This is a genomic window from Psychrobacillus sp. FSL K6-1415, from assembly GCF_038003185.1.
Classification (GTDB): Bacteria; Bacillota; Bacilli; order Bacillales_A; family Planococcaceae; genus Psychrobacillus; species Psychrobacillus psychrodurans.
Genome location: NZ_JBBOOQ010000001.1, coordinates 2,484,496 through 2,503,981 on the forward strand (window position 1 = coordinate 2,484,496; position 19,486 = coordinate 2,503,981).

Here is a 19,486-nt window from a genome sequence, read left to right on the forward strand (position 1 = left end):
CCTCTTTCTATGTCTTATTTTTCTCTTTTATAAAACGGAGTTGCTACTGTTATTGCTTTTAATCGTTTATTTCTTATCTCAATTTCCACCTCTTGCCCAAGTTCTGCAAATGTTGTGTCAATTAAAGCTAAACCAATATTTTTCTTAAGAGTAGGAGATTGTGTACCCGATGTAACATGACCAATTTGCTTATTATCTACAAATACCGGATAGCCCGTACGAGGAATTCCTTTATCAATCATTTCGATACCAATACTTTTTCTTGGTACACCATTCTCTTTTTGTTCAAGCAAGATAGCTTTACCATTAAAATCTTGGTCTTTGTTAAGTTTTACGACAAATCCAATATTAGCTTCAAGAGGAGTAATATCTTTTGTTAGTTCCTGTCCATATAGTGGTAAACAAGCTTCAAAACGTAATGTATCTCGAGCACCAAGACCACATGGAATAATACCCTCTTCTTTACCTGCTTCTAATATGCTGCTCCACAGCTCTGTTACATCATTTGCAGATGCATATATTTCAAATCCATCTTCCCCTGTATAACCAGTTCGAGAGATAATGACATCTTTACCAGCAACATCGATATTATTTGCAAAACGGAAAAATCCAATCTCACCTAAATTTTTGGTAGTCAGCTTCTGTAAAATGACTTGCGCTAACGGTCCTTGTAAAGCAAGTAAACCATAATCTTCTGATTTATTTACTAGTGTTACATCTCCAGTAATATTTTCCTGCATCCAGTTAAAATCTTTTTCGATATTTCCAGCGTTAACAACAAGAAGATAATGATTATCTTCAATTTTGTAAATTAATAAATCATCAACGATACCGCCATCCTTATAACACATGGCTGTGTATTGTGCTTGACCATTTACTAATTTCGAGACATTATTCGTCATAAGTTTTTGAAGATATTCCTCACTATCTGTTCCTGTCAGGATTATCTCTCCCATATGAGAAACATCAAACAAACCAGCTTTCGTTCTTACTGCTTCATGCTCAGCCTTGATACTTGAGAATTGTACTGGAAGCTCCCAACCTCCAAAGTCAATGGTCTTTCCTCCGTAATTTGCATATACATCAAATAAAGGTGTTCGTTTCAACTGTTCTGCCAAAATAATCTCCTCCTTCACTATTTCCATACAAAAAAGGACAGATTAACCCCTTTGAAAAAACAAGGGTTCTCTGTCCTGGGACCTGAAAGTTTACCAAAAATGGCTTTCCTCTTTGGTGGCTTCACGTATGTATAAACGAAAGCGCTCTCCAGAGTTGCGTCCTATACGAGTTCTTTTGCCTGAGAGATTCATAATTTTCATTACTTGCTCCTTCGGCGACGCAGCTAATGCGTTCTCTCCCCGTATAATCATTCGCGATATCTGTATAACTCACTCTTTGTCTATATCCTAACATTCAAGTAAATCAGAAGCAATACTTTTTAATAAAATTAGTAAAACACGAACATTTAAATAAAAATAAATAAAATCATTCGCCTTTTAGACGATTCACTTGGTATCCAGCATACTCCGTAATCTGTCTTAATGGTCGATGTTCTGTCCGAATTGTTATATGTGCAGCCTTTTTATAAAACCACTTCCTCGTTTTATACAATTGTTCTAATTCTTCCTTTGTACTATTTTGCACAATTGGTCTGTTTTTGTCACTTTTAATTCTCATCCATATATCTTCAAAAGTTGCATCTAAATAAAGTACAAGTCCAGTTCTTCGCATCACTTCAATATTTTTTTCATTCATGGCAACCCCACCACCTGTAGAAATAATGCACGATTCGTTCCGGAAATTTTCTAGGAAGTCAGTCTCTACTTTCCGAAAGTAAGCTTCTCCCTCCTGCTCAAAAATTTCAGGAATTGTTCTATTTTGTAATCTCACAATTTCCTTATCCATATCATAGTAGGGCATTTTTAAGAAAAAGCTCAATCTCCTACCAATCGCGCTTTTACCACTGCCCATAAATCCAACTAAATATACTTTATACATGATTCACCAACTCACTAAACTCCAATTTTCTCGGTGCCATAATTCCAACAAGTTAATCTTTATTATAGAGAGTGGCTTTTTTTATTACAACTATAAAAAAATGGATTCAATAACAACTATCGCATATTTTGTCGATGAAATATCTCTAACCTTTCAACTGTTGCATTTGTATAAAACTTCTCCAAGGCATCGTACGTTTGATATTTGGATTGATATGCTGCGGTAATTGTCAGTAAGAATACAGTTACAACTAGCAACAAAATAACTACAGCTGGAAAGAAAACCCCTCTTTCATTCTGTACTAAATGTAACATAAAACGCATGCTCCTTCTCTATACCGTTCAAGAAATTAACTTTAATCTGAAGTATCTTATCCTCCATCTTAACAAATAAGGACTCAACATTTATCAACATCTGCTCATGACCATCTCCGTTTTTTTGTTTCCGTATCAGATTTTTGTATAATCCCACTTTATAAGTTGTTTTATCGTTTCTTATCGTAAGGTTGTTTAAATTCTCTATCTCAATGGAGTCCACTTCGGTTAGATAGGAATCTACATATTGTATGAACAACGCCCATTCTATTTCAGTACTATCAGTCACGCTTGCTTCCGTGTTTGATAACCACCACATAGAAGCAACTAGCACTTGAGCAAACAGCATAAACGCTGCTAGATGAAGAACCCCTTCTAGTAAAGTGTAACCTAATTGATTACTGATTTTCATTTTATTAATGGTACACATTTATGCTGCACCTCTCGCATCCCTTCGTAGTTAATACAAATATTTTCGTTATCTATTTCATAAGAATATGGAACCTTTTCTATATACATCACACCAGTCGAAATACTTTCAAAAGTATAAGTCTTTGCAACTTCATACAAGACCAATGATGTATGATACCTCCTCTTTTGATCCTCTAATTGAACCATCATATTACTTAGTAACGGCAATATTGTCGTAGCAATTAGAAAAGTGACACTTAATGATAAAATTGTCTCCGGCCAAGAAAAACCATTACTATTTTTCATAATTTACGACACCTCTACCTATATAAATCGTTATTCGCTTCTCGCCTTTATCTGTTTCAAACAAAAAGTTACCGAAATCATTTACATTTCCACCTGGATGAAATGCAATACCTTTTAAAGTGCTATCAACACTTAAACGCATATGCTTTGGTAACTCTTTTTCAAACAAAAGCTTATCAGCGATCTTTCCCTGATATTTAGTTCTATTCGCAGGAAATGTTAAGTGCGTATATCTGTAATCTGTAATAGAAATCGCCTGAAGCCGCTGAATATCCAAATGAAGTTGTCTATAGAATCTTTCTTCCTCCATTTCCTTCATCTTAGTAGATGTTAATAGAAGAACCGAAGAAGATACTACAATCACAATCGATAAAACAAGTAACATCTCAATCATTGTGAACCCCTTCTCGTTCAACTTATTTCTTTCCATTTTTGTTATTATTACTATTGACCTTACCCGTTGAAGCATCAATACTAACTGGATCTCCATTCGGACATGTTGTGTCAATACCCGGCAAATAACCACCTTCTTCAAGTTCAGCTAAATTAGGGATTTTTTTATGCTCAATTTTGTATGCAGCAACTTGACCTTCCAACATTTTCACAAATGCTTGACAGCTTTTTTCATCAATATTTGCAGAATGCTTTGTCACATTAGGAATTGATATGAGAATTAGTACAGATATGATAAGCAAAACAATCATCATCTCAACTAGAGTAAAACCTCTGTTATTTTTCAGTAGTCTCTTCATAATATCTCCTTTACACAATGTTAATCATGTTATAAATAGGCAATAATATTGCTAAATAAGCACCAATGATAAAAACAGCTAATATTAAAAATAAAGTTGGTTGAACTATACTTATATATCGAGAAAGCTTTCTTTCAATTTCTTGACTGAGAAACTCACTGTAGAGAGATAGCTCTCTACCCAAATAACCACTATTCTCACCGTGCACAACAAAATGAAATAATTCGTTTGTAAACGTGCCTAATAGCAGAGCCGCACTGGAAAACGATTCACCATGTATAACCTTCTCTTTCATCTGATCACCGATAAACTGCAGCACTTTATGTTCATTTTGAGCAATCAATGCTTCAAATGATTGTTGTAATGGCATACCACTTTCCAAGAGCACTCCCATCTCTCTTGCAAATACTCTCGTCAATAACAAACGGTACCAACTTCTAACTATTGGTAAATTTAAATAAATCAAGAGCTGATTCTCTATGGGCAGCCGTTTCACAATCGTATTGGACAAAATAATTAGACAGGAGCAAATTATCACCGTTACAAAAAATATATTTGGCATTTGCAAGAGATAACCTGTCCAACTTAAAGAATTATCCGACGACATATTTACTCTAGAACCAATTAAAGATTCCATATTTGGTAAGAAATAAACTCTAAACATCGTAAACAATAAAAAAAGTATCAAAAATAAAAATATTGGATACAACAATAAGTTATTTAAGCGTTTTTTCGCGCCTTCAAAAAATGCAGTATTCACCCCTAATACAGCAATTGTTTGTTGTAATTTGCCATGTACTGAAGCAAGATTCAAAGGCAACAATAATCTGCTCGGAAACCCTAATAACTTAAAGACATCAACTGCGGATAATCCACTTCTTTGCACATCCGTTATTTGTTTGCTAACAGTCTCTGAATCTTTCACATGAAATGGCAGTAGCATAGTCACTGATTCGTGAAATGTGTAACCTTCTTTTAAAAGATCACTAAGCCTACTCAAAAAAGAGGAATGCATATTTGGCGGGATAGTTTGCTGCTTCCTTTCCAAATAACTTTTAACCTTTTTCAATAACACCTTCTTTTACACCTCTCTCAATTTGATAGGATAAAGAAAGAGGATACGGAATACGGTAAGTTTTACCTATTAACATAGAGTGAAATGCTTCCTCTAACAAATCATCTGAAAGAATTTCAAACACTGCAGATAATTCAGAGTCTATCTCGGCTGAAGCTACGACTAGTCTTTGAGTAACGATACCGATAATCGTTTGCTTTAACTCCTCTGTAGTGACACCTAAATCTAATAGACGATATAGAGATCCTACGCCGTCTTTTGCATGGATGGTTGAAACGACAAGATGGCCAGTGAGCGCTGCTTGTATAGCTGCTTTCGCAGTGGACTCATCTCGAATCTCCCCTATCATAATTACATCTGGTGAATGGCGTAATATAGCCTTTAAACCTGCAGAATAGGTCACTCCGGAACGTTCATTTACTTGTATTTGAAGTAAGTGAGACTGACTATTCTCGACTGGGTCTTCTAACGAAATTACATGTCGATTTAAATTTTCTGCACAATATTTGGTAAGTGAATACATAGTGGTGGACTTTCCTGAGCCAGTGGGGCCAACGAATAAAATCAATCCTTGGCGATTATTCGCAAGATCTACAATTTTTTCAGTTGCATCTCTAAATAGGGAGAGGGAATGAATAATTTTAGCGTTGTCATGCAGTTGGAGGCGAATTACCATACTTTCCTTTCTAAAAATGGAAGGAAGCGTAGAGACACGAAATGAGAATTTATGAGAATTGAATACTTGTTGAAAGGAACCACTTTGTGGTTTTCTTTTTTCGCTGATATCAAGAGAGGATAAAAACTTGAAGAATGAAATGATACGCTCACCTAAATTCAAAGGGAGCTTGCCTGCTTCAAACATCTGAGAATTTTTTTTAAAGTAATAAATGTAGTTTTCTTCATTAGGAATCATGTGTAAGTCTGTTGCACCGAATTTATGGGCTTTACTAAGTAAGCGAAAACACTTTTGTTCAATCATATTTTCTACTTGTTGCATAATTTTCCTTTCCCCAGATACAAGTTGCGACCGCAAACAGCTTGTACTTAGTATTATACTTGGTTTCATTGAGAAATGGAAGTAGTTTTTTAAATTTTCTGTTATATTATAATTATTTTGTTAATCTATCGTTCTTGATTATAATAGTAACTAATATCAGAAAGAAGGTAATTGTATGTCAAATACTTTAAAGCTAACAAATGCATTAGCAGACGAAACTAGGTATTCGATTTATCAATATATTGTTAAACAAGTCCAATCAGTAAATGTGCAACAAATTGCAGATCAATTCGGCATCCATCCAAATGTTGCTCGACTCCATTTAACCAAACTTAATGAATCTAAGTTAATTACTTCTGAGTTACTTAATAACAAAAAAGGCGGTCGCCCTGCACGTATATATTCACTTGCAGATCAACCAATATACTTGAGTTTTCCTAAACAGGAAAATCATTTACTGTTAGAGTGGTTATTAGAGTTAGTAGAAACTATGGGTATTGAAGCGCTTGAAAAAGCCAAAAATATCAGCTATACTTCTGGGCACAATTCTATCCAACAGTCATTATTAGCTGAGCAGAGCTTCGATCAGAAAATAGAGCTACTATCCGCCGCCGCTCTCTCTGTTGGCTATATTCCAAATATCACGAATAAAGATGATAAACAAATTATTACATTTTCTATTTATAATTGTCCCTATAAAGGACAACTGTCTAATCATCCACACATTATTTGTAGTATCCATGAATCATTTTTAAAAGGACAGTTTGATGCTTTGTTTCCAAATAATGAATTTGTTCAGCTAGAAAGCAAACAAAATCACTGTAGCAATTGCGTATATCAAATAGAAGTTCTATAATGAGTGCATAGATAATACATATTTGTGACAATGCAGAGTATAATGTGTAAAGAAAACTAATAATCAGTTTACATGTATCAACACTTTCATTTATAATAAATATGAGAATTATTTGTATGGTTGTAAAAGGAGGGACTACAAATGGGCAATATGTATAAAGTAATGGCTTTCTGGACAGGGATTTTTGCAGTTATGTTTTATTTAGGTGATATGACAGAAGCTTCTTTACTATTTTTAGCAAATACGGGATTATTCCTTCTTTTAGGGTTTTTAAACCTTTCAGAGCGTATGTATATGTACATCTTCGGAGCTTACTTAATGTTCTTCTTCGCAGGATTTACATATTACACGACATTCATGCACGTACCAGGCGCGGGACATTAATAATTCATTCCCCAAAAAAGCAGCTCATTTATTGAGTTGCTTTTTTGCTTATTTAGGATAAACCTGTTTCTATTGTTCTCGAAGACCATTGGACAGACGTTTTGTATTATTTTTCCCAAGTGGGTTTTTAGTGATATTGACCATTTTCATCAACTAAGTAAATATCTTATAGCTGGGTAAATACATATTATGCTGAACAACGTAGCACACTATAATAAGAAGGCTGAGACGTCCCCCTCGCGATCGCGACACCTTCATGACCATCTATCATGTTAAGCTGAGGTAACGCCTCCTAAAGCGTCTACCTGAAACATTCTATTTGTCCCGTGAACCCAAAATATAATTTAATTTAGGAAGAGCACATCTATTAAAATCCATTTAAAAATGGATTCGACTCCGTTTCTGCTTCAATAGTTGTGGATGGACCATGACCTGGATAAACAAGGGTTGTTTCCGGTAGTGTTAGCAGTTTTGTATGAATGGCTTTCATTAGCTCAGATTGGTTACCTCCAGGGAGATCTGTCCTCCCGATACTGTTTTGGAAAAGTGTATCCCCCACAATAGCAAAATTCTCTTCTTGAAAATAGTAGGTTAAACTACCAGGTGAATGTCCTGGTGTATGTAGTAGTTCCATGTGGAATTCTCCAATTTTTAGCTCTGACTCATTATTTATTAAATAATCCGCCTCTTTACAAATAATAGAAGGGATTTCAGCATATTTGGATGAGCCGTTTTTTGAAGGATCCGCCAACCATTTTTTCTCTGAAGTATGGATATATACTGGAATATCAAAGCACTCTCTCACTTGTTCTACTGCTCCGATATGGTCAAAATGTGCATGAGTTAATAAAATAGCTAGCGGTTTCATCTTTAAACGATGAAGTTCACTAATTATTCTTTCTCCTTCTCCTCCTGGATCAAAAATTAAGCATTGCTTCATGTTATTAGAAACCAAATAACAATTTGTTTGAATATAACCTAGTGGATAAGTTCGAACATTTAACATAATAATCACCTCTTACCTATCATAAACGAAATACCATCTTTTGTTCAATTATTCACCACTTTTCTACTCGACAAAACTTACAATTAGAATTACAATAGAAGAGGAATATGCAAATGCGACATTCATTTTCTGATGTCGAAAGGAGTGTCTTTTCATGAACTTATTAATGGTTATCTTTGGTCTAGTTACACTTTTAGCTGTAGTTGGCACTTATCAAGCTTTTAAAGAAAAGAATGTGTTAGGTGTTCTATTTAACTTTGGTACATTCGCTGTTTTTGGCTTCTTTACAGTCATGACTATTGTGAACCAAGGCTTCCCACCAAGCTTACACTAAAACGTAATTAAAAAAGCTGCTGTACATTTCATATATGTACAGCAGCTTTTTTCTATTCATTTAAATGAATCCATTTCTTTTCGACCATCGGATTCGTAATAATCCAATTTTCCTTTGCAAATCCTCCCAGGCAATTTTCTGCGTTAGGAGAGCAAGATATAGGTTGTTCATTTGTTTCTCCCAATATCTGTTGGCCGTCTAAAGATATCTTTGACAATACACTCTGTTGGTTATCATCATCCTGATTACGAAACTCTTTTGCGTTTAGTAAGATAAATTCTGTTGGTGAAATAATAGACATAGACGAGGTGACCCATTCGGAATAATTTGAAACTGCAGGTGTTACCCACTCATATTTTTTAGTACCATTTAACTCTTCTAGACGGTACTCAAATTGCTTTTTCTCTTCGTTAATTTGAACGTAAACAATTGCTTCTCCTATGTTTGTTACGTCTAATATTTTTTCTTCACCAGTACTCTTTAATGTTCCATCTAAGATTGAGTAAAGCAAAAGTTCACTACCATCTAATCCAGAGTCAGACCATCTAAAAACCATTAATTTTTCCTCGTCATACCATTTCACAAAAGGATTTTCTACTTCAATAGAAGTTAACTCTTGTGTAACACCGTCATATACGAATGTACTATAAGACCAATCCTCATAGAAGGTAGAAAAAACAACTAAGTTTGGATTTGTTGGATGCCAATCCATGTAAATTTCAGCGGATGCGAACGATAGGCTTTGAGAAACATACCCATTTTTATGTAAAAATTGAATTTCTGCTGTTGAAGAGTCTTTGGAAGTATGTAATAAAATCATTTCTTTAGAAGGATGAATGGTACCCTGAATAATAGGAGTAGTCGTAGTATAAATTGTTCGCCAACTATTCGTTGAAACATTATATGATCTAACCAACCATTGTCCCTTTTCCGCAATAATAAAAACTATTTCTTCATTAGACATCCACCCTACCACACTATGAAAGGCATTGTTATCCAACAAGATTGATGGTATTTCTTTATCAGTTGGTTTATCGACTTCTACTATATCAATATCGGATGGTTTTTCAACCTCGTTTTTAGGAATGTTTGTTTCAATGTCTGCACATGCTTGGAGGAAGATGGCACAAAATAATAATATAAAAGCTTTTTTCAACATACTCCCCCCTTCTTATCTTAATAGACGAATGTAAAGCGATTTTGTTTCATAAAAAAGCACAGACAATAAAATGTCCGTGCTTTTTCTTATTCATCTTCTTTTATTGCCTCATCTATAAGCAAGTTCCCAGTTTTCAAATCATAAAAACGCAGTAAATCACCGTTAATAATTTGATCGGAATATCCAAGTTCTTGAGTGGCTCTATCTATATAAGGCTGACAGCTTTCCATCTCAATCTGTAAACCTGTTGCATTATCATAACAAGCATTGCCTGCATAAACAAGTTTATCAGTTACAAAACCGCCATCTCGGAATACAACAAATTCTTCATGTTCTTCTGAGAACAAATCTGCTCCAAGCTGCATATCTTTAGATGTGTCAACACCCAATGCATGTAAAATTGTTGGACGCAAATCAATTTGACCAGACGTCTCGGTAACTTCTTTACCTTCTCCACTATTCGGAATATGAACGAATAATGGAACACGTTGAAGTTTAGCCGATTCATATGGAGTTATTTCTTTCCCTAAATATTGCTCCATTGCTTTGTTATGATTTTCGGAAATTCCGTAGTGATCTCCGTACATAACGATAATAGAGTTATCATATAACCCTTGTTCTTTCAGGTCCTCAAAGAATAGTTTCAATGCTTCGTCCATATATCGAACAGATTGGAAATATCTATTGAGTGTATTAGAGTTAGAATTATACTCCGGAATAAGCATATCTTCTTCATCCAAAGTAAAAGGATGATGATTTGTTAATGTAATTAGACGTGAATAGAATGGCTGAGGCATATCTGCCATTAAATCAACTGATTGCTCTAAGAATGGAATATCTTTCATACCCCAGTTAACAGAATCCTCTTCGTTCACTACAAAACTTTGTTCATCATAATACTTTTGAATATCCAATGCGCGATACATTATATCTCTATTCCAGAAACTTTTATTATTAGGATGTAATACATTTGTATAGTATCCTTCTTCATTTAAGCTTTCTGCCATCGAATGGAATGTGTTCCCACTATGAGTAAAGAATACTGCTCCTCCACCTAATGGGTATAAAGAATTTTCTAACAAAAACTCAGAATCAGACGTTTTCCCTAACCCTGTTTGATGGTAAAAATTAGAGAAATAATATGTGTCTTTATCTTGCGTAAGAGAATTTAAAAATGGCGTCACTACATGACCATTCATATCATTGTTAATAACGAATGATTGTAAGGATTCCATAGAAACTACGATTAAATTACGATCTTCTGCAACTCCAAACATTTTTTCGTTAGCATCTAATTGGTTTGATCGCACATAGTTATTAACTTCTACTAATTCACTACCATCAGCAAGTGCTCTTTGAGCATGTGATTTAGATTGGATATATATATCATATAAATGATAGTTATACGGTCCGATATTCTTTACAAGCATTTCCCGATCAAAGCTTCGTGTTAGTAGCTGTGGTCGCTCAATTTCAGATAAACCTAAGTTTAAAAATAGAATTGCTGCAGTCATTACAAAATAAGCTCTTCTTACAGCAGGCTTTACAAGTGTAACTTTGTCCCCGATTTTCAACCACTTCAATGCAATAATGATGATGGCAACATCTGTGAAATAGAAAATATCAGTTAAAAAGATACTTTCTGCTGCAGAGGAACCCAAATCGCCAAAATTACTTGTTTGAAATAGTACCGGTATTGTAATGAAATCTGTGAAAAAACGGTAAAATACAGCGTTTGCATATACAACAGCTGAAAGTATTATACTAGCAATTACTATATATCTATTTCTAGCTTTAGGACTCTTAAAAAATAAGGAAAGTCCGTAGATAAATAGTAAAAAACTTAGCGGATTGATAAAAAGTATCAGTTGTTGCATCAAATTTTCAATATCCATGTCAAAGCTCGTGTGGTAAACGATATATGTTTTTATCCATGTTGCCACAATAGCAAGAATCAGAATAGAATGTGTTGGCCAATTTTTTTTATTCATGCCTACACCCTCCCCTTTTTACTCTTTAATTTAATATGTTAAAAGCAACAAAACTTATCTTAATCCTTTCTTTACAATAAATCAACATAAAAGAATAAGGATTTTGATACAATTGTACAAGTCTTACATACCATACCCTATATTAGACGGATTCAACCAGTAAAAAGTTTCATTTTTTTATAAAAATATAAAACGTCAGAGCAAAATCAACTCTGACGTGTCCTAAACTTTACAATTACTCTGTTCTTTTCTCAATAATAAAATGGCTATTTGAAATTCTTTTGACTCAATCATTTGCATTTTATATAGCTCTCGAATTTCATCTTCCATTATTTCTAAATCTGCTAGACGATCTTTCGTATATACATATATTCCAAATCGTTTCAAAAGTTGCATAACGTCGTATACTGAATTCATACTATTCATCCTTTTGTCGAATCTGTTTGCACAGAAAAGTTTGGTTCGGTGTAATAATTTTATCTACAGGAATATCAAACACGTCATATTCAACGAATTCCACTACTTGAATATCAAAGGCCAATGATATTGTATCTCCACTAAAATTCGTTAGAAAACGGTCATAATAGCCCCCGCCATAACCAATACGGTATCCTGTTTCACTATATACAATTCCAGGTACGACTAGTATATCGATCTCTTGCGGGATAATTGCTTTAGACTTCAGTAGATTAGGTTCGAGTAAGTGCATATAAACACGTTCTAATTGATCAAAATTTAGTATTTGATAAAATACCATAGATTTATCCGAAGGTGAACACTTAGGAACTACAACATTTTTTCCCATGCTCCATAATTGTTTTATTATACTCCATGTATCGACTTCAGGAAAGTTAGAAATCGTTAATCCAATAGTGGAAACGTCTAAATCCATTATATGTCTCAAAAACTTTGCTTCAATTTGTTTTGAATAATTATTATATGTTACTTCATCTAAAGAAGTTAATCGATCTCTCATCGCACTTCTTGCAATTTTCTTTGTCAAAGTAAGTCATTCCTCCTTACAATAGAAAAAAACCAAAACCATACTTGGTTTTGGTTTAGGTTATTATTTAGTTTCTCTATGAAGAGTCATTTTCTTATCACGTGAGCAATACTTTTTAAGTTCAAGACGTTCTGGATTGTTACGCTTGTTTTTCTTAGAAATATAGTTGCGCTCTCCGCAATCTGTACAAGCTAATGTAATATTAACGCGCATGGTTGTCCCTCCCACTCTTTGTCAGGATTAAATATAAAACTTGAGCATGATTTATACGACTAACCAATTATAGCATAGATCCAAATAAAATCTACTATTTATACAAGAATTTATTCAAAGTTTTTTTGAATATGGTAGTATGAGTATAGGAATATAACAATAGAGGTGAATACAATGGACTTTTCCATCATTATAATGATTATTGGTGTTGTATTAATAGCAATTTCTTTTTTCTTCAAGGATTCCTCCAAAAAAATGGAATCAGAATTAGAAGATCTTTCATTCACGGTTTATCAAGAAACAAGCACTATAAAGCGCAGACTTAAAGTAGTAGAGGAAGAACTGCTAATCGAATCTACAAAAGTAACTGCACCATTAAAAAAACAAAACAAACCTGTCATTCATGACATTATAAAAAACCAAGTCTTAGAATTGCATAAACAAGGTTATTCATTAAAAGAAATTGGTACCCGTTCCTCTTTAACCATTGATGAAATAAAATACGTAATTGGTGGTGGAAAGTGATGAATAAAACCATTCGAAATATAGGAATCGGATTATTTCTTGCTGGTGCTGCATTTCAAATAGAAGAAATTGTCGAAAAAGAGGAAATAACTTCTACTAGTACTATTACTGAGGATGATTATGAGCAGGCTCAACAGGAACTTACTGAAGTAAAAAAACAACTCGCTGAACTGCAACTAGATTTAAATACTGCACAACAAGACCAAACAAATGCAACAGATAAAGTTGTCGAAACCGCAACTACTGAACAAACCCCAACTGTTGCGTCGATGACTCTCTCTGTTGAAGTAGGGATGGCTTCATCAGAAATAAGTGCACAGCTAGCAGAAGCTGGTATCATTTTAAATAAAGTCGATATGGATAATTATTTATCAGATCAAGGTTTAGCAGAACGCATCCAAATAGGGAATTATGAACTAAACTCCTCCATGTCTTTAAAACAAATTGCCGAAACGATTACTCGTTAAGAAATAACATGCAAAAAGACTATCGGTCTTCATTAATAGAGATGAAGATATGCGTTAATTCCCGCTTCGAGCGGACGCTTTCCGTGGGCACGGCTTCAGCCGCTTCCTTCGCATGCTCAGTCCAGGGTCTTCAGCTCGCGCTGTTCCCACTGGAGTCGCCGCTCTGCGCTCCAATCAACTAGGTCCACTTTATATAAACGAATAAGTGTATTTAAAACCGCCTAAGGATACGATTGTTATCTGAAAATAAGTAAAGATGAAATGGACACCAATAGAAGAAAATCCACTTTCTTCTTTCATTATATAAAAGATACCTAATCGAGCAGATGGTTTTATCACTATACTAACCTTGACTACTTTATCTGCTTAGCGATATGCTTGGTCAAAACTTATAGTAGAGTACTACACATCATATTGATTGTCGCGCAAGGTGACGACTCCTACGGGATAGCTTGAGCTGAAGACCCCGCAGGAACTTAGCGATGGCACTGAAAAAATCCAGTTTTAACGGTATGAAGGCATGGCTTTCCGTTCCGAGCGGACGCTTTCCAGGGGGCGGCCCGGCTAGCCTTCTACCTCGTTGCGCTCAGTCCGGGTGCTCGCCGTGGCTGCTAATCTCCTAGGAGTCGCCACTCTTCACTCCAATCCAATTTTGTAACTTGCACTCACTCCTCCAAAATTATTTTCTTAGTATACTAAAGGAAAGTAAATGTAGGTGATGTTTCGAATGAATTCAAACCAAAAAATACTGAACTTAATTACATACATGGCGATATACGATTTAATAATCCCAAAAGACAATACGCTTCGCCAAATCAGAGTAAGAACTTGACAATAAAATAGGGCGCTTTTTGTTCATATTGAACAAAAAGTGCCCTATTTTAATCTTGAAAAAGAAATCATTAAATATAATGTAATTTTTTCAGTGCCATCAGTATAGCGACGAGGCGATTGAAGCCGTGCCCGCGGAAAGCGTCCGCCTAGAGCGGAAATCAGCGTTGTTCGGATTTAACTATATAATATTCTTTATAAAATTGATTCACGTATTAATTATTTAATTCGTAATGCTTTCCTTTTAATAAATATAATAGACGTTCTGCGATATTTGTAGCGTGGTCGGCAGATCTCTCTAAATAACGACACACAAATGATAATTGAGTGACCTGACTTAGCTGAGCTGGATTATTTACGCCTGTATTGAGAAGTGTACGAATAATATGCCCATACATTTCATCTACTTCATCATCCAATTTTGCTATACTTTTAGCTTCTTCCATATTCTCGTTCGTGAATGCATCGAGAACCTGTTTAAGCATTTTAATCGTTTTACTGCGCATTTCTTCAAGCAAAGCAATTGTCTCAATATGCTCATCTTTCCCAATACGAATTGTTTCCTTTGCAATATTACATGCATAATCACCAATTCGCTCCATGTCTGCAGCAATTTTGACTAGCACCATTAATCTACGTAGATCGGTTGCAACAGGTTGTTGTTTTGCTATTAACAAAATTACTCGATCATTCACTTCTTCTTCCAAATGGTTAATATGTTCATCATTATCAAGTATAGCAAGTGCACCTTCAATATCTTTCTCAAAAAGATAACTCATAGAATTATCTAAAGTGTCGATAGCTGTATTGCTTAGCTCCAGTAACAATGACTGAACTTGGTTTAGATCCGCATCGAATTTCTCTCTTCCTACCATGTTAGAATAACCCCCTCTATCATCCAAAGCGACCTGATATATAATCCTCTGTCCGTTTATCTTCAGGCGTTGAAAAAATAACATCTGTTGCATCAAATTCTACAACTTCTCCATTCAAGAAAAATGCTGTCTTATCAGAAATACGAGCAGCTTGTTGCATATTATGTGTCACGATAATAATTGAATAGTCTTCTTTTAGTTCTTGTATTAATTCCTCTACTTTAAGAGTCGAAATTGGATCGAGTGCCGATGTAGGTTCATCCATTAATATAACATCTGGTTCTATCGCAAGACATCTTGCAATACATATACGTTGCTGCTGACCACCAGATAAACTATAAGCATTCGTTGTTAAACGATCTTTCACTTCATCCCATATAGCTGCTCCACGCAAACTTTTTTCTACAATCTCGTCTAAAACCTTTTTATTTCTTATACCATGTATTCTCGGACCATAAGCAATATTGTCATAAATAGACTTTGGAAATGGATTAGGTTTTTGAAAAACCATCCCTACTTTTGTGCGAAGTTCTTCTACCCCGTAATTTGCATCAAAGATATTTCGTTCGCGATAAAGGATTTCCCCAGACGTTTTGACAGTTGGTACTAGTTCTACCATACGATTTAAAGTTTTAATATATGTTGACTTACCGCAGCCAGAAGGTCCAATTATAGCAGTAACTTCATTTTCTTTAATTTGTAGATCAATATTTTTCAGTGCGTGATGATTTCCATACCACAAATTTAGTTTTTGTGTGTCGTATACAATACTTGATGTTTCCATTTTACTTGCTGACCCTTTTTCCAACAGTTGTACCATTTTAGTTCCTCCTAATATTCATCATGTTTAATAGCGTTTTTGGAATTTATTTCGGATAAAGATAGCGATAGAGTTCATAATGAGCAAGAAAATCATAAGAACAAGGATTCCAGCTGAAGAAACGTATTGGAAAGCCTCTTGAGGTCTTTTCGCCCAATCATAAATTTGCATCGGGAGTGCTGTAAACTGACTAAGTAAATTATCCGGCAGAAAGTGTACAATTACCGGAATACCAATTACTACTAAAGGTGCCGTCTCTCCTACAGCACGAGAAAGTGCCAATATTGCTCCAGTTAAAATACCTGGTATAGCTGAAGGCAGTACAATATTAATAATAGTTTGCCATTTTGTTGCTCCCATCCCATAAGAAGCCTCACGAACATCTTGTGGAACTGCTCTTATTGCCTCCTGTGCCCCAACAATAATGACTGGTAATATTAACAAACTCATTGTAAAACCTGCTGCTAAAACACTATTCCCTAGTGCCAAAGCCCGAACAAAAATCGTTAAACCCAATAAACCAAACACTACAGATGGAACACCAGCTAGGTTGGAAATATTCATTCGTATAAAATCATTTAATTTATTTTTTGTTGCATATTCTTCAAGATAAATAGCTGTCCCAACACCTAGAATAATGGATACTGGTGCAACTACACACATCAACCATATCGAACCAATTAACGCTGCTTTAATACCTGCTTTTTCCGGCATACGTGACCCGAAGTTTTGGAAGAATTCAGGTGTTAAGTAACCAACTCCCTGAGAGATAATACGGTAGAAAAGTACTCCTAAAACCAATAAAGCAAATAAAGTTGCAGCAAAAAATATAGTTTTGAAAATGCGGTTTACAATTAATCGTTTGTTCATTTTCTTTACAACCGCTTCATGATTTACATATCTCATATCAATATTCCTCCCGATACTTTTTGGAAATAACATGAGCAAGATAGTTCATTAACAATGTAAAGAGGAATAACGTAAATCCGACCGCATAAATAGAATAATAAATAGTTGTTCCGTAACCTGCATCACCTGATGAAACTTGAACGATATACGCAGTCATTGTTTGAATAGATTCTGTAACATTAAAATCGAACTTTGGTGTAGATCCACCTGCTAGAGAAACAATCATAGTTTCACCAATTGCACGAGAAACTGCTAATACGATAGATGCCATAATTCCAGAAAGTGCTGCTGGTAAAACTACCTTCAATGCGACTTCTAATTTAGTAGAACCCATTGCTAAAGCACCTTCGCGTATTGAATTAGGTACAGATGACATTGCATCTTCTGATAATGATGCAATCATCGGTAAAATCATAACACCTACAACAATCCCAGGACTTAGAGCATTAAAGATTTTTAAATCCGGTATAAACTGTTGAAGTAAAGGCGTAACAAATGTTAGTGCAAAGAATCCATATACAATAGTAGGAACTCCCGCTAGCACTTCTAAAATCGGTTTAATAATCCTTCTTGATTTATCAGAAGCATACTCGCTCAAGAAAATTGCTGATGCAATTCCAAATGGAACAGCAACTACGACGGCAATAGCTGTAACCTTTAATGTCCCTGTTATTAATGGGAGGATTCCAAATAATTGTTCTGTATTTGCAAAAGGAAACCATTCTGTACCGAATATAAATTCTGTAACTTTTACTTCTTTAAAAAATATAACCGTTTCAACAATCAATGTTCCAACAATCCCAAATGTCGTTAGGACAGAGACAGAAGCTATCAATAAAAGGATAATCGGAATCATCTTTTCTATTAATTTCTTCTTTTTTTGGCCACTAGATTTCTGGATAAGCTCTTGTACTGAAAGCTTTTGGGCACTATGTTTTTGACCCACGGTGAATCCCCCTTTTACCATAACGCAAGAAATGAGTAGCATGAGCTACCCATTCCTCACCTTTTCCGTTTACCTATATAGCAACTTATTTTAAGCCTTCTAGAGTAGATAGACCCTTATCATACTCTGCATCTTCTAAACGAACGTACCCTACTGCTTCAGCCATATCTCCTGCATTTTCTAAAGAATATTGAATGAAGTCATATAATGCAGCATTTTCTTCAAGTGCTTTGTTACTAACGTAAGTGAATAGTGGACGTGAAAGTGGTGTATATTCACCCGATTCAATTGTTTCGTTATTTGGCTCAACCCCGCCAATTTTAACTGCTTTTAAAGTATCTTGGTTTGCTAAGTAGTAAGCGTAACCGAAGAAACCAATTGCATTTTTGTCCGCTTGGACACCTTGAACTAATACATTATCATCCTCAGATAGCGTTGCAGATTTCACAAGATCTGCTTCATCAAGAATTACTTCGTCAAAATAGTCATAAGTTCCGGAATCTGTACCAGGAGAGTAGAAGACAATTTCTTCTGCTGGCCAATCTGGATTGATATCAGACCATTTTTTTGTCGTTCCATCTTCAATCCACATTTTCTTTAAATCTTCTACTGTTACATCTTCAACCCAGTCATTATCTTTACTTACTACTACTGTTAAACCATCATTTGCAAGTTTAAATTCTGTAAAATCAATTCCCGCTGCTTCTAATTCTGCTTTCTCTTCATCTTTGATAGGACGAGATGCATTTGAGAAATCAGTTGTACCAGCGATGAATTTTTCAAATCCTCCACCAGTTCCAGATACACCAACAGTTACTTGAACTTTATTTTGTACCGCTGCATATTCTTCAACAAGAGCTTCCATAATTGGTGCTACTGTACTTGAACCGTCACCAGATACTTGTCCTTCTAAAACTGCCTCTTCATCTTGAGTATCACCTGTTGCAGCTTCTTCTGTACCAGTTTCGTTTTCAACTTCGTCTGTAGTTGAATCATCTCCACAAGCTCCTAGTGCAAGTGCAGAACCAACCATTGTTGTCATCATAAAATACTTCCAGCTTTTCATCAGGTAAATCCCCCTATATGTTTTGTTTTCTTTTTCTTACAAGCTTTACTTTAAAGGGTTTATGTTTAGTCGGTATGAATGGAGTGTAAAGCTTTTGTAAATAGGGGTGGTGTGAAACTAATATTTCCAAGTCTAGTTTATGAAGTAAATAGCTTCATTCACAAACAAAAAAGAGGTACCCGAAGATACTTACTCGGCTGCCCCCTTCCTGACTATTGGATATTCCTTATCTTTATCTCTGATATCTC

Annotated in this window: 25 protein-coding genes and 1 riboswitch; of the genes, 5 read left to right on the forward strand and 20 right to left on the reverse strand. The window is 35.0% G+C overall.

The window, feature by feature from the left end; genetic code table 11:
• Positions 1–14: 14 nt before the first annotated feature.
• From gcvT to comGA, 9 genes are all read right to left on the reverse strand, one after another.
• Positions 15–1,118 (reverse strand): glycine cleavage system aminomethyltransferase GcvT, encoded by a 1,104-nt coding sequence (gene gcvT / locus MKY60_RS11700; protein WP_340879958.1) that lies wholly within the window; start codon positions 1,116–1,118, stop codon positions 15–17.
• 157 nt (positions 1,119–1,275) lie between these two features.
• Positions 1,276–1,370: riboswitch (glycine riboswitch) on the reverse strand.
• 115 nt (positions 1,371–1,485) lie between these two features.
• Complete coding sequence (locus MKY60_RS11705) at positions 1,486–1,998, reverse strand: shikimate kinase (RefSeq protein ID WP_090563713.1); 513 nt, start codon at positions 1,996–1,998, stop codon at positions 1,486–1,488.
• 116 nt (positions 1,999–2,114) lie between these two features.
• Complete coding sequence (locus tag MKY60_RS11710; RefSeq protein ID WP_090563715.1) at positions 2,115–2,312, reverse strand: hypothetical protein; 198 nt, start codon at positions 2,310–2,312, stop codon at positions 2,115–2,117.
• Entirely contained in the window at positions 2,290–2,742 is a 453-nt protein-coding gene (gene comGF, locus MKY60_RS11715; RefSeq protein ID WP_340929952.1) for a competence type IV pilus minor pilin ComGF, read from the reverse strand. The genes MKY60_RS11710 and comGF overlap by 23 nt, the downstream gene beginning before the upstream one ends.
• Positions 2,721–3,029, reverse strand: coding sequence for a hypothetical protein (locus MKY60_RS11720; protein WP_093496634.1), 309 nt, complete (start codon positions 3,027–3,029; stop codon positions 2,721–2,723). Before MKY60_RS11720 ends, comGF begins: the two co-directional genes overlap by 22 nt.
• Positions 3,019–3,519: a competence type IV pilus minor pilin ComGD gene (comGD, locus tag MKY60_RS11725; protein WP_340879959.1), complete on the reverse strand. Its 501-nt coding sequence runs from the start codon at positions 3,517–3,519 to the stop codon at positions 3,019–3,021. The genes MKY60_RS11720 and comGD overlap by 11 nt, the downstream gene beginning before the upstream one ends.
• Positions 3,446–3,781 (reverse strand): competence type IV pilus major pilin ComGC, encoded by a 336-nt coding sequence (comGC, locus tag MKY60_RS11730; protein WP_340929955.1) that lies wholly within the window; start codon positions 3,779–3,781, stop codon positions 3,446–3,448. Before comGC ends, comGD begins: the two co-directional genes overlap by 74 nt.
• A 10-nt stretch (positions 3,782–3,791) precedes the next feature.
• Entirely contained in the window at positions 3,792–4,850 is a 1,059-nt protein-coding gene (gene comGB / locus MKY60_RS11735) for a competence type IV pilus assembly protein ComGB (RefSeq protein ID WP_340879960.1), read from the reverse strand.
• On the reverse strand, positions 4,837–5,853 hold the full coding sequence (gene comGA, locus MKY60_RS11740; RefSeq protein WP_340879961.1) for a competence type IV pilus ATPase ComGA: 1,017 nt from the start codon (positions 5,851–5,853) through the stop codon (positions 4,837–4,839). Before comGA ends, comGB begins: the two co-directional genes overlap by 14 nt.
• A 175-nt stretch (positions 5,854–6,028) precedes the next feature.
• On the opposite strand from comGA, the gene MKY60_RS11745 reads away from it, so the two are divergent.
• Both MKY60_RS11745 and MKY60_RS11750 read left to right on the forward strand, forming a co-directional pair.
• Complete coding sequence (locus MKY60_RS11745) at positions 6,029–6,709, forward strand: helix-turn-helix transcriptional regulator (RefSeq protein WP_093496629.1); 681 nt, start codon at positions 6,029–6,031, stop codon at positions 6,707–6,709.
• Positions 6,710–6,850: 141 nt separating this feature from the next.
• Positions 6,851–7,093 (forward strand): DUF2626 family protein, encoded by a 243-nt coding sequence (locus MKY60_RS11750; protein ID WP_090563733.1) that lies wholly within the window; start codon positions 6,851–6,853, stop codon positions 7,091–7,093.
• Positions 7,094–7,460: 367 nt separating this feature from the next.
• Here the strand turns inward: MKY60_RS11750 and MKY60_RS11755 are convergent, their stop codons facing one another.
• On the reverse strand, positions 7,461–8,099 hold the full coding sequence (locus MKY60_RS11755) for an MBL fold metallo-hydrolase (protein WP_093496628.1): 639 nt from the start codon (positions 8,097–8,099) through the stop codon (positions 7,461–7,463).
• A gap of 154 nt (positions 8,100–8,253) precedes the next feature.
• Here MKY60_RS11755 and MKY60_RS11760 point away from each other — a divergent pair, with 154 nt between their 5' ends.
• Complete coding sequence (locus MKY60_RS11760; RefSeq protein ID WP_090563737.1) at positions 8,254–8,433, forward strand: DUF2759 domain-containing protein; 180 nt, start codon at positions 8,254–8,256, stop codon at positions 8,431–8,433.
• Positions 8,434–8,485: 52 nt separating this feature from the next.
• On the opposite strand, the gene MKY60_RS11765 is transcribed toward MKY60_RS11760, so the two are convergent.
• The 5 genes from MKY60_RS11765 to rpmG all read right to left on the reverse strand — a co-directional run bounded on the left by MKY60_RS11765 (position 8,486) and on the right by rpmG (position 12,799).
• Positions 8,486–9,592: a YqgU-like beta propeller domain-containing protein gene (locus MKY60_RS11765; protein ID WP_340929957.1), complete on the reverse strand. Its 1,107-nt coding sequence runs from the start codon at positions 9,590–9,592 to the stop codon at positions 8,486–8,488.
• A gap of 86 nt (positions 9,593–9,678) precedes the next feature.
• Positions 9,679–11,583: an LTA synthase family protein gene (locus MKY60_RS11770; protein ID WP_090563741.1), complete on the reverse strand. Its 1,905-nt coding sequence runs from the start codon at positions 11,581–11,583 to the stop codon at positions 9,679–9,681.
• A gap of 222 nt (positions 11,584–11,805) precedes the next feature.
• Positions 11,806–12,000 carry a YqgQ family protein gene (locus MKY60_RS11775; protein ID WP_090563743.1) on the reverse strand — a complete coding sequence of 65 codons (195 nt, stop codon included), beginning with the start codon at positions 11,998–12,000 and terminating at the stop codon, positions 11,806–11,808.
• 1 nt (position 12,001) lies between these two features.
• On the reverse strand, positions 12,002–12,586 hold the full coding sequence (locus MKY60_RS11780) for a 5-formyltetrahydrofolate cyclo-ligase (RefSeq protein WP_340929959.1): 585 nt from the start codon (positions 12,584–12,586) through the stop codon (positions 12,002–12,004).
• A 63-nt stretch (positions 12,587–12,649) separates the two neighbouring features.
• Positions 12,650–12,799, reverse strand: a complete 150-nt coding sequence (gene rpmG, locus MKY60_RS11785; RefSeq protein WP_090563747.1) for a 50S ribosomal protein L33 — start codon at positions 12,797–12,799, stop codon at positions 12,650–12,652.
• Positions 12,800–12,973: 174 nt separating this feature from the next.
• On the opposite strand from rpmG, the gene MKY60_RS11790 reads away from it, so the two are divergent.
• Both MKY60_RS11790 and MKY60_RS11795 read left to right on the forward strand, forming a co-directional pair.
• A complete protein-coding gene (locus MKY60_RS11790) occupies positions 12,974–13,324 on the forward strand; it encodes a hypothetical protein (RefSeq protein WP_090563749.1) in 351 nt (116 codons plus the stop codon).
• Positions 13,324–13,791 (forward strand): hypothetical protein, encoded by a 468-nt coding sequence (locus MKY60_RS11795; protein WP_090563751.1) that lies wholly within the window; start codon positions 13,324–13,326, stop codon positions 13,789–13,791. Before MKY60_RS11790 ends, MKY60_RS11795 begins: the two co-directional genes overlap by 1 nt.
• Positions 13,792–14,837: 1,046 nt before the next feature.
• Here MKY60_RS11795 and phoU read toward each other — a convergent pair.
• From phoU to MKY60_RS11820, 5 genes are all read right to left on the reverse strand, one after another.
• On the reverse strand, positions 14,838–15,497 hold the full coding sequence (gene phoU / locus MKY60_RS11800; RefSeq protein ID WP_093496844.1) for a phosphate signaling complex protein PhoU: 660 nt from the start codon (positions 15,495–15,497) through the stop codon (positions 14,838–14,840).
• A gap of 19 nt (positions 15,498–15,516) precedes the next feature.
• On the reverse strand, positions 15,517–16,317 hold the full coding sequence (gene pstB / locus MKY60_RS11805; RefSeq protein ID WP_090563758.1) for a phosphate ABC transporter ATP-binding protein PstB: 801 nt from the start codon (positions 16,315–16,317) through the stop codon (positions 15,517–15,519).
• Between the two features lie 27 nt (positions 16,318–16,344).
• Positions 16,345–17,223, reverse strand: coding sequence for a phosphate ABC transporter permease PstA (gene pstA / locus MKY60_RS11810; protein ID WP_269922893.1), 879 nt, complete (start codon positions 17,221–17,223; stop codon positions 16,345–16,347).
• A 1-nt stretch (position 17,224) separates the two neighbouring features.
• Positions 17,225–18,193, reverse strand: a complete 969-nt coding sequence (pstC, locus tag MKY60_RS11815) for a phosphate ABC transporter permease subunit PstC (RefSeq protein ID WP_445678005.1) — start codon at positions 18,191–18,193, stop codon at positions 17,225–17,227.
• A 64-nt stretch (positions 18,194–18,257) separates the two neighbouring features.
• Entirely contained in the window at positions 18,258–19,238 is a 981-nt protein-coding gene (locus MKY60_RS11820; RefSeq protein WP_340929963.1) for a PstS family phosphate ABC transporter substrate-binding protein, read from the reverse strand.
• Positions 19,239–19,486 lie beyond the last annotated feature (248 nt).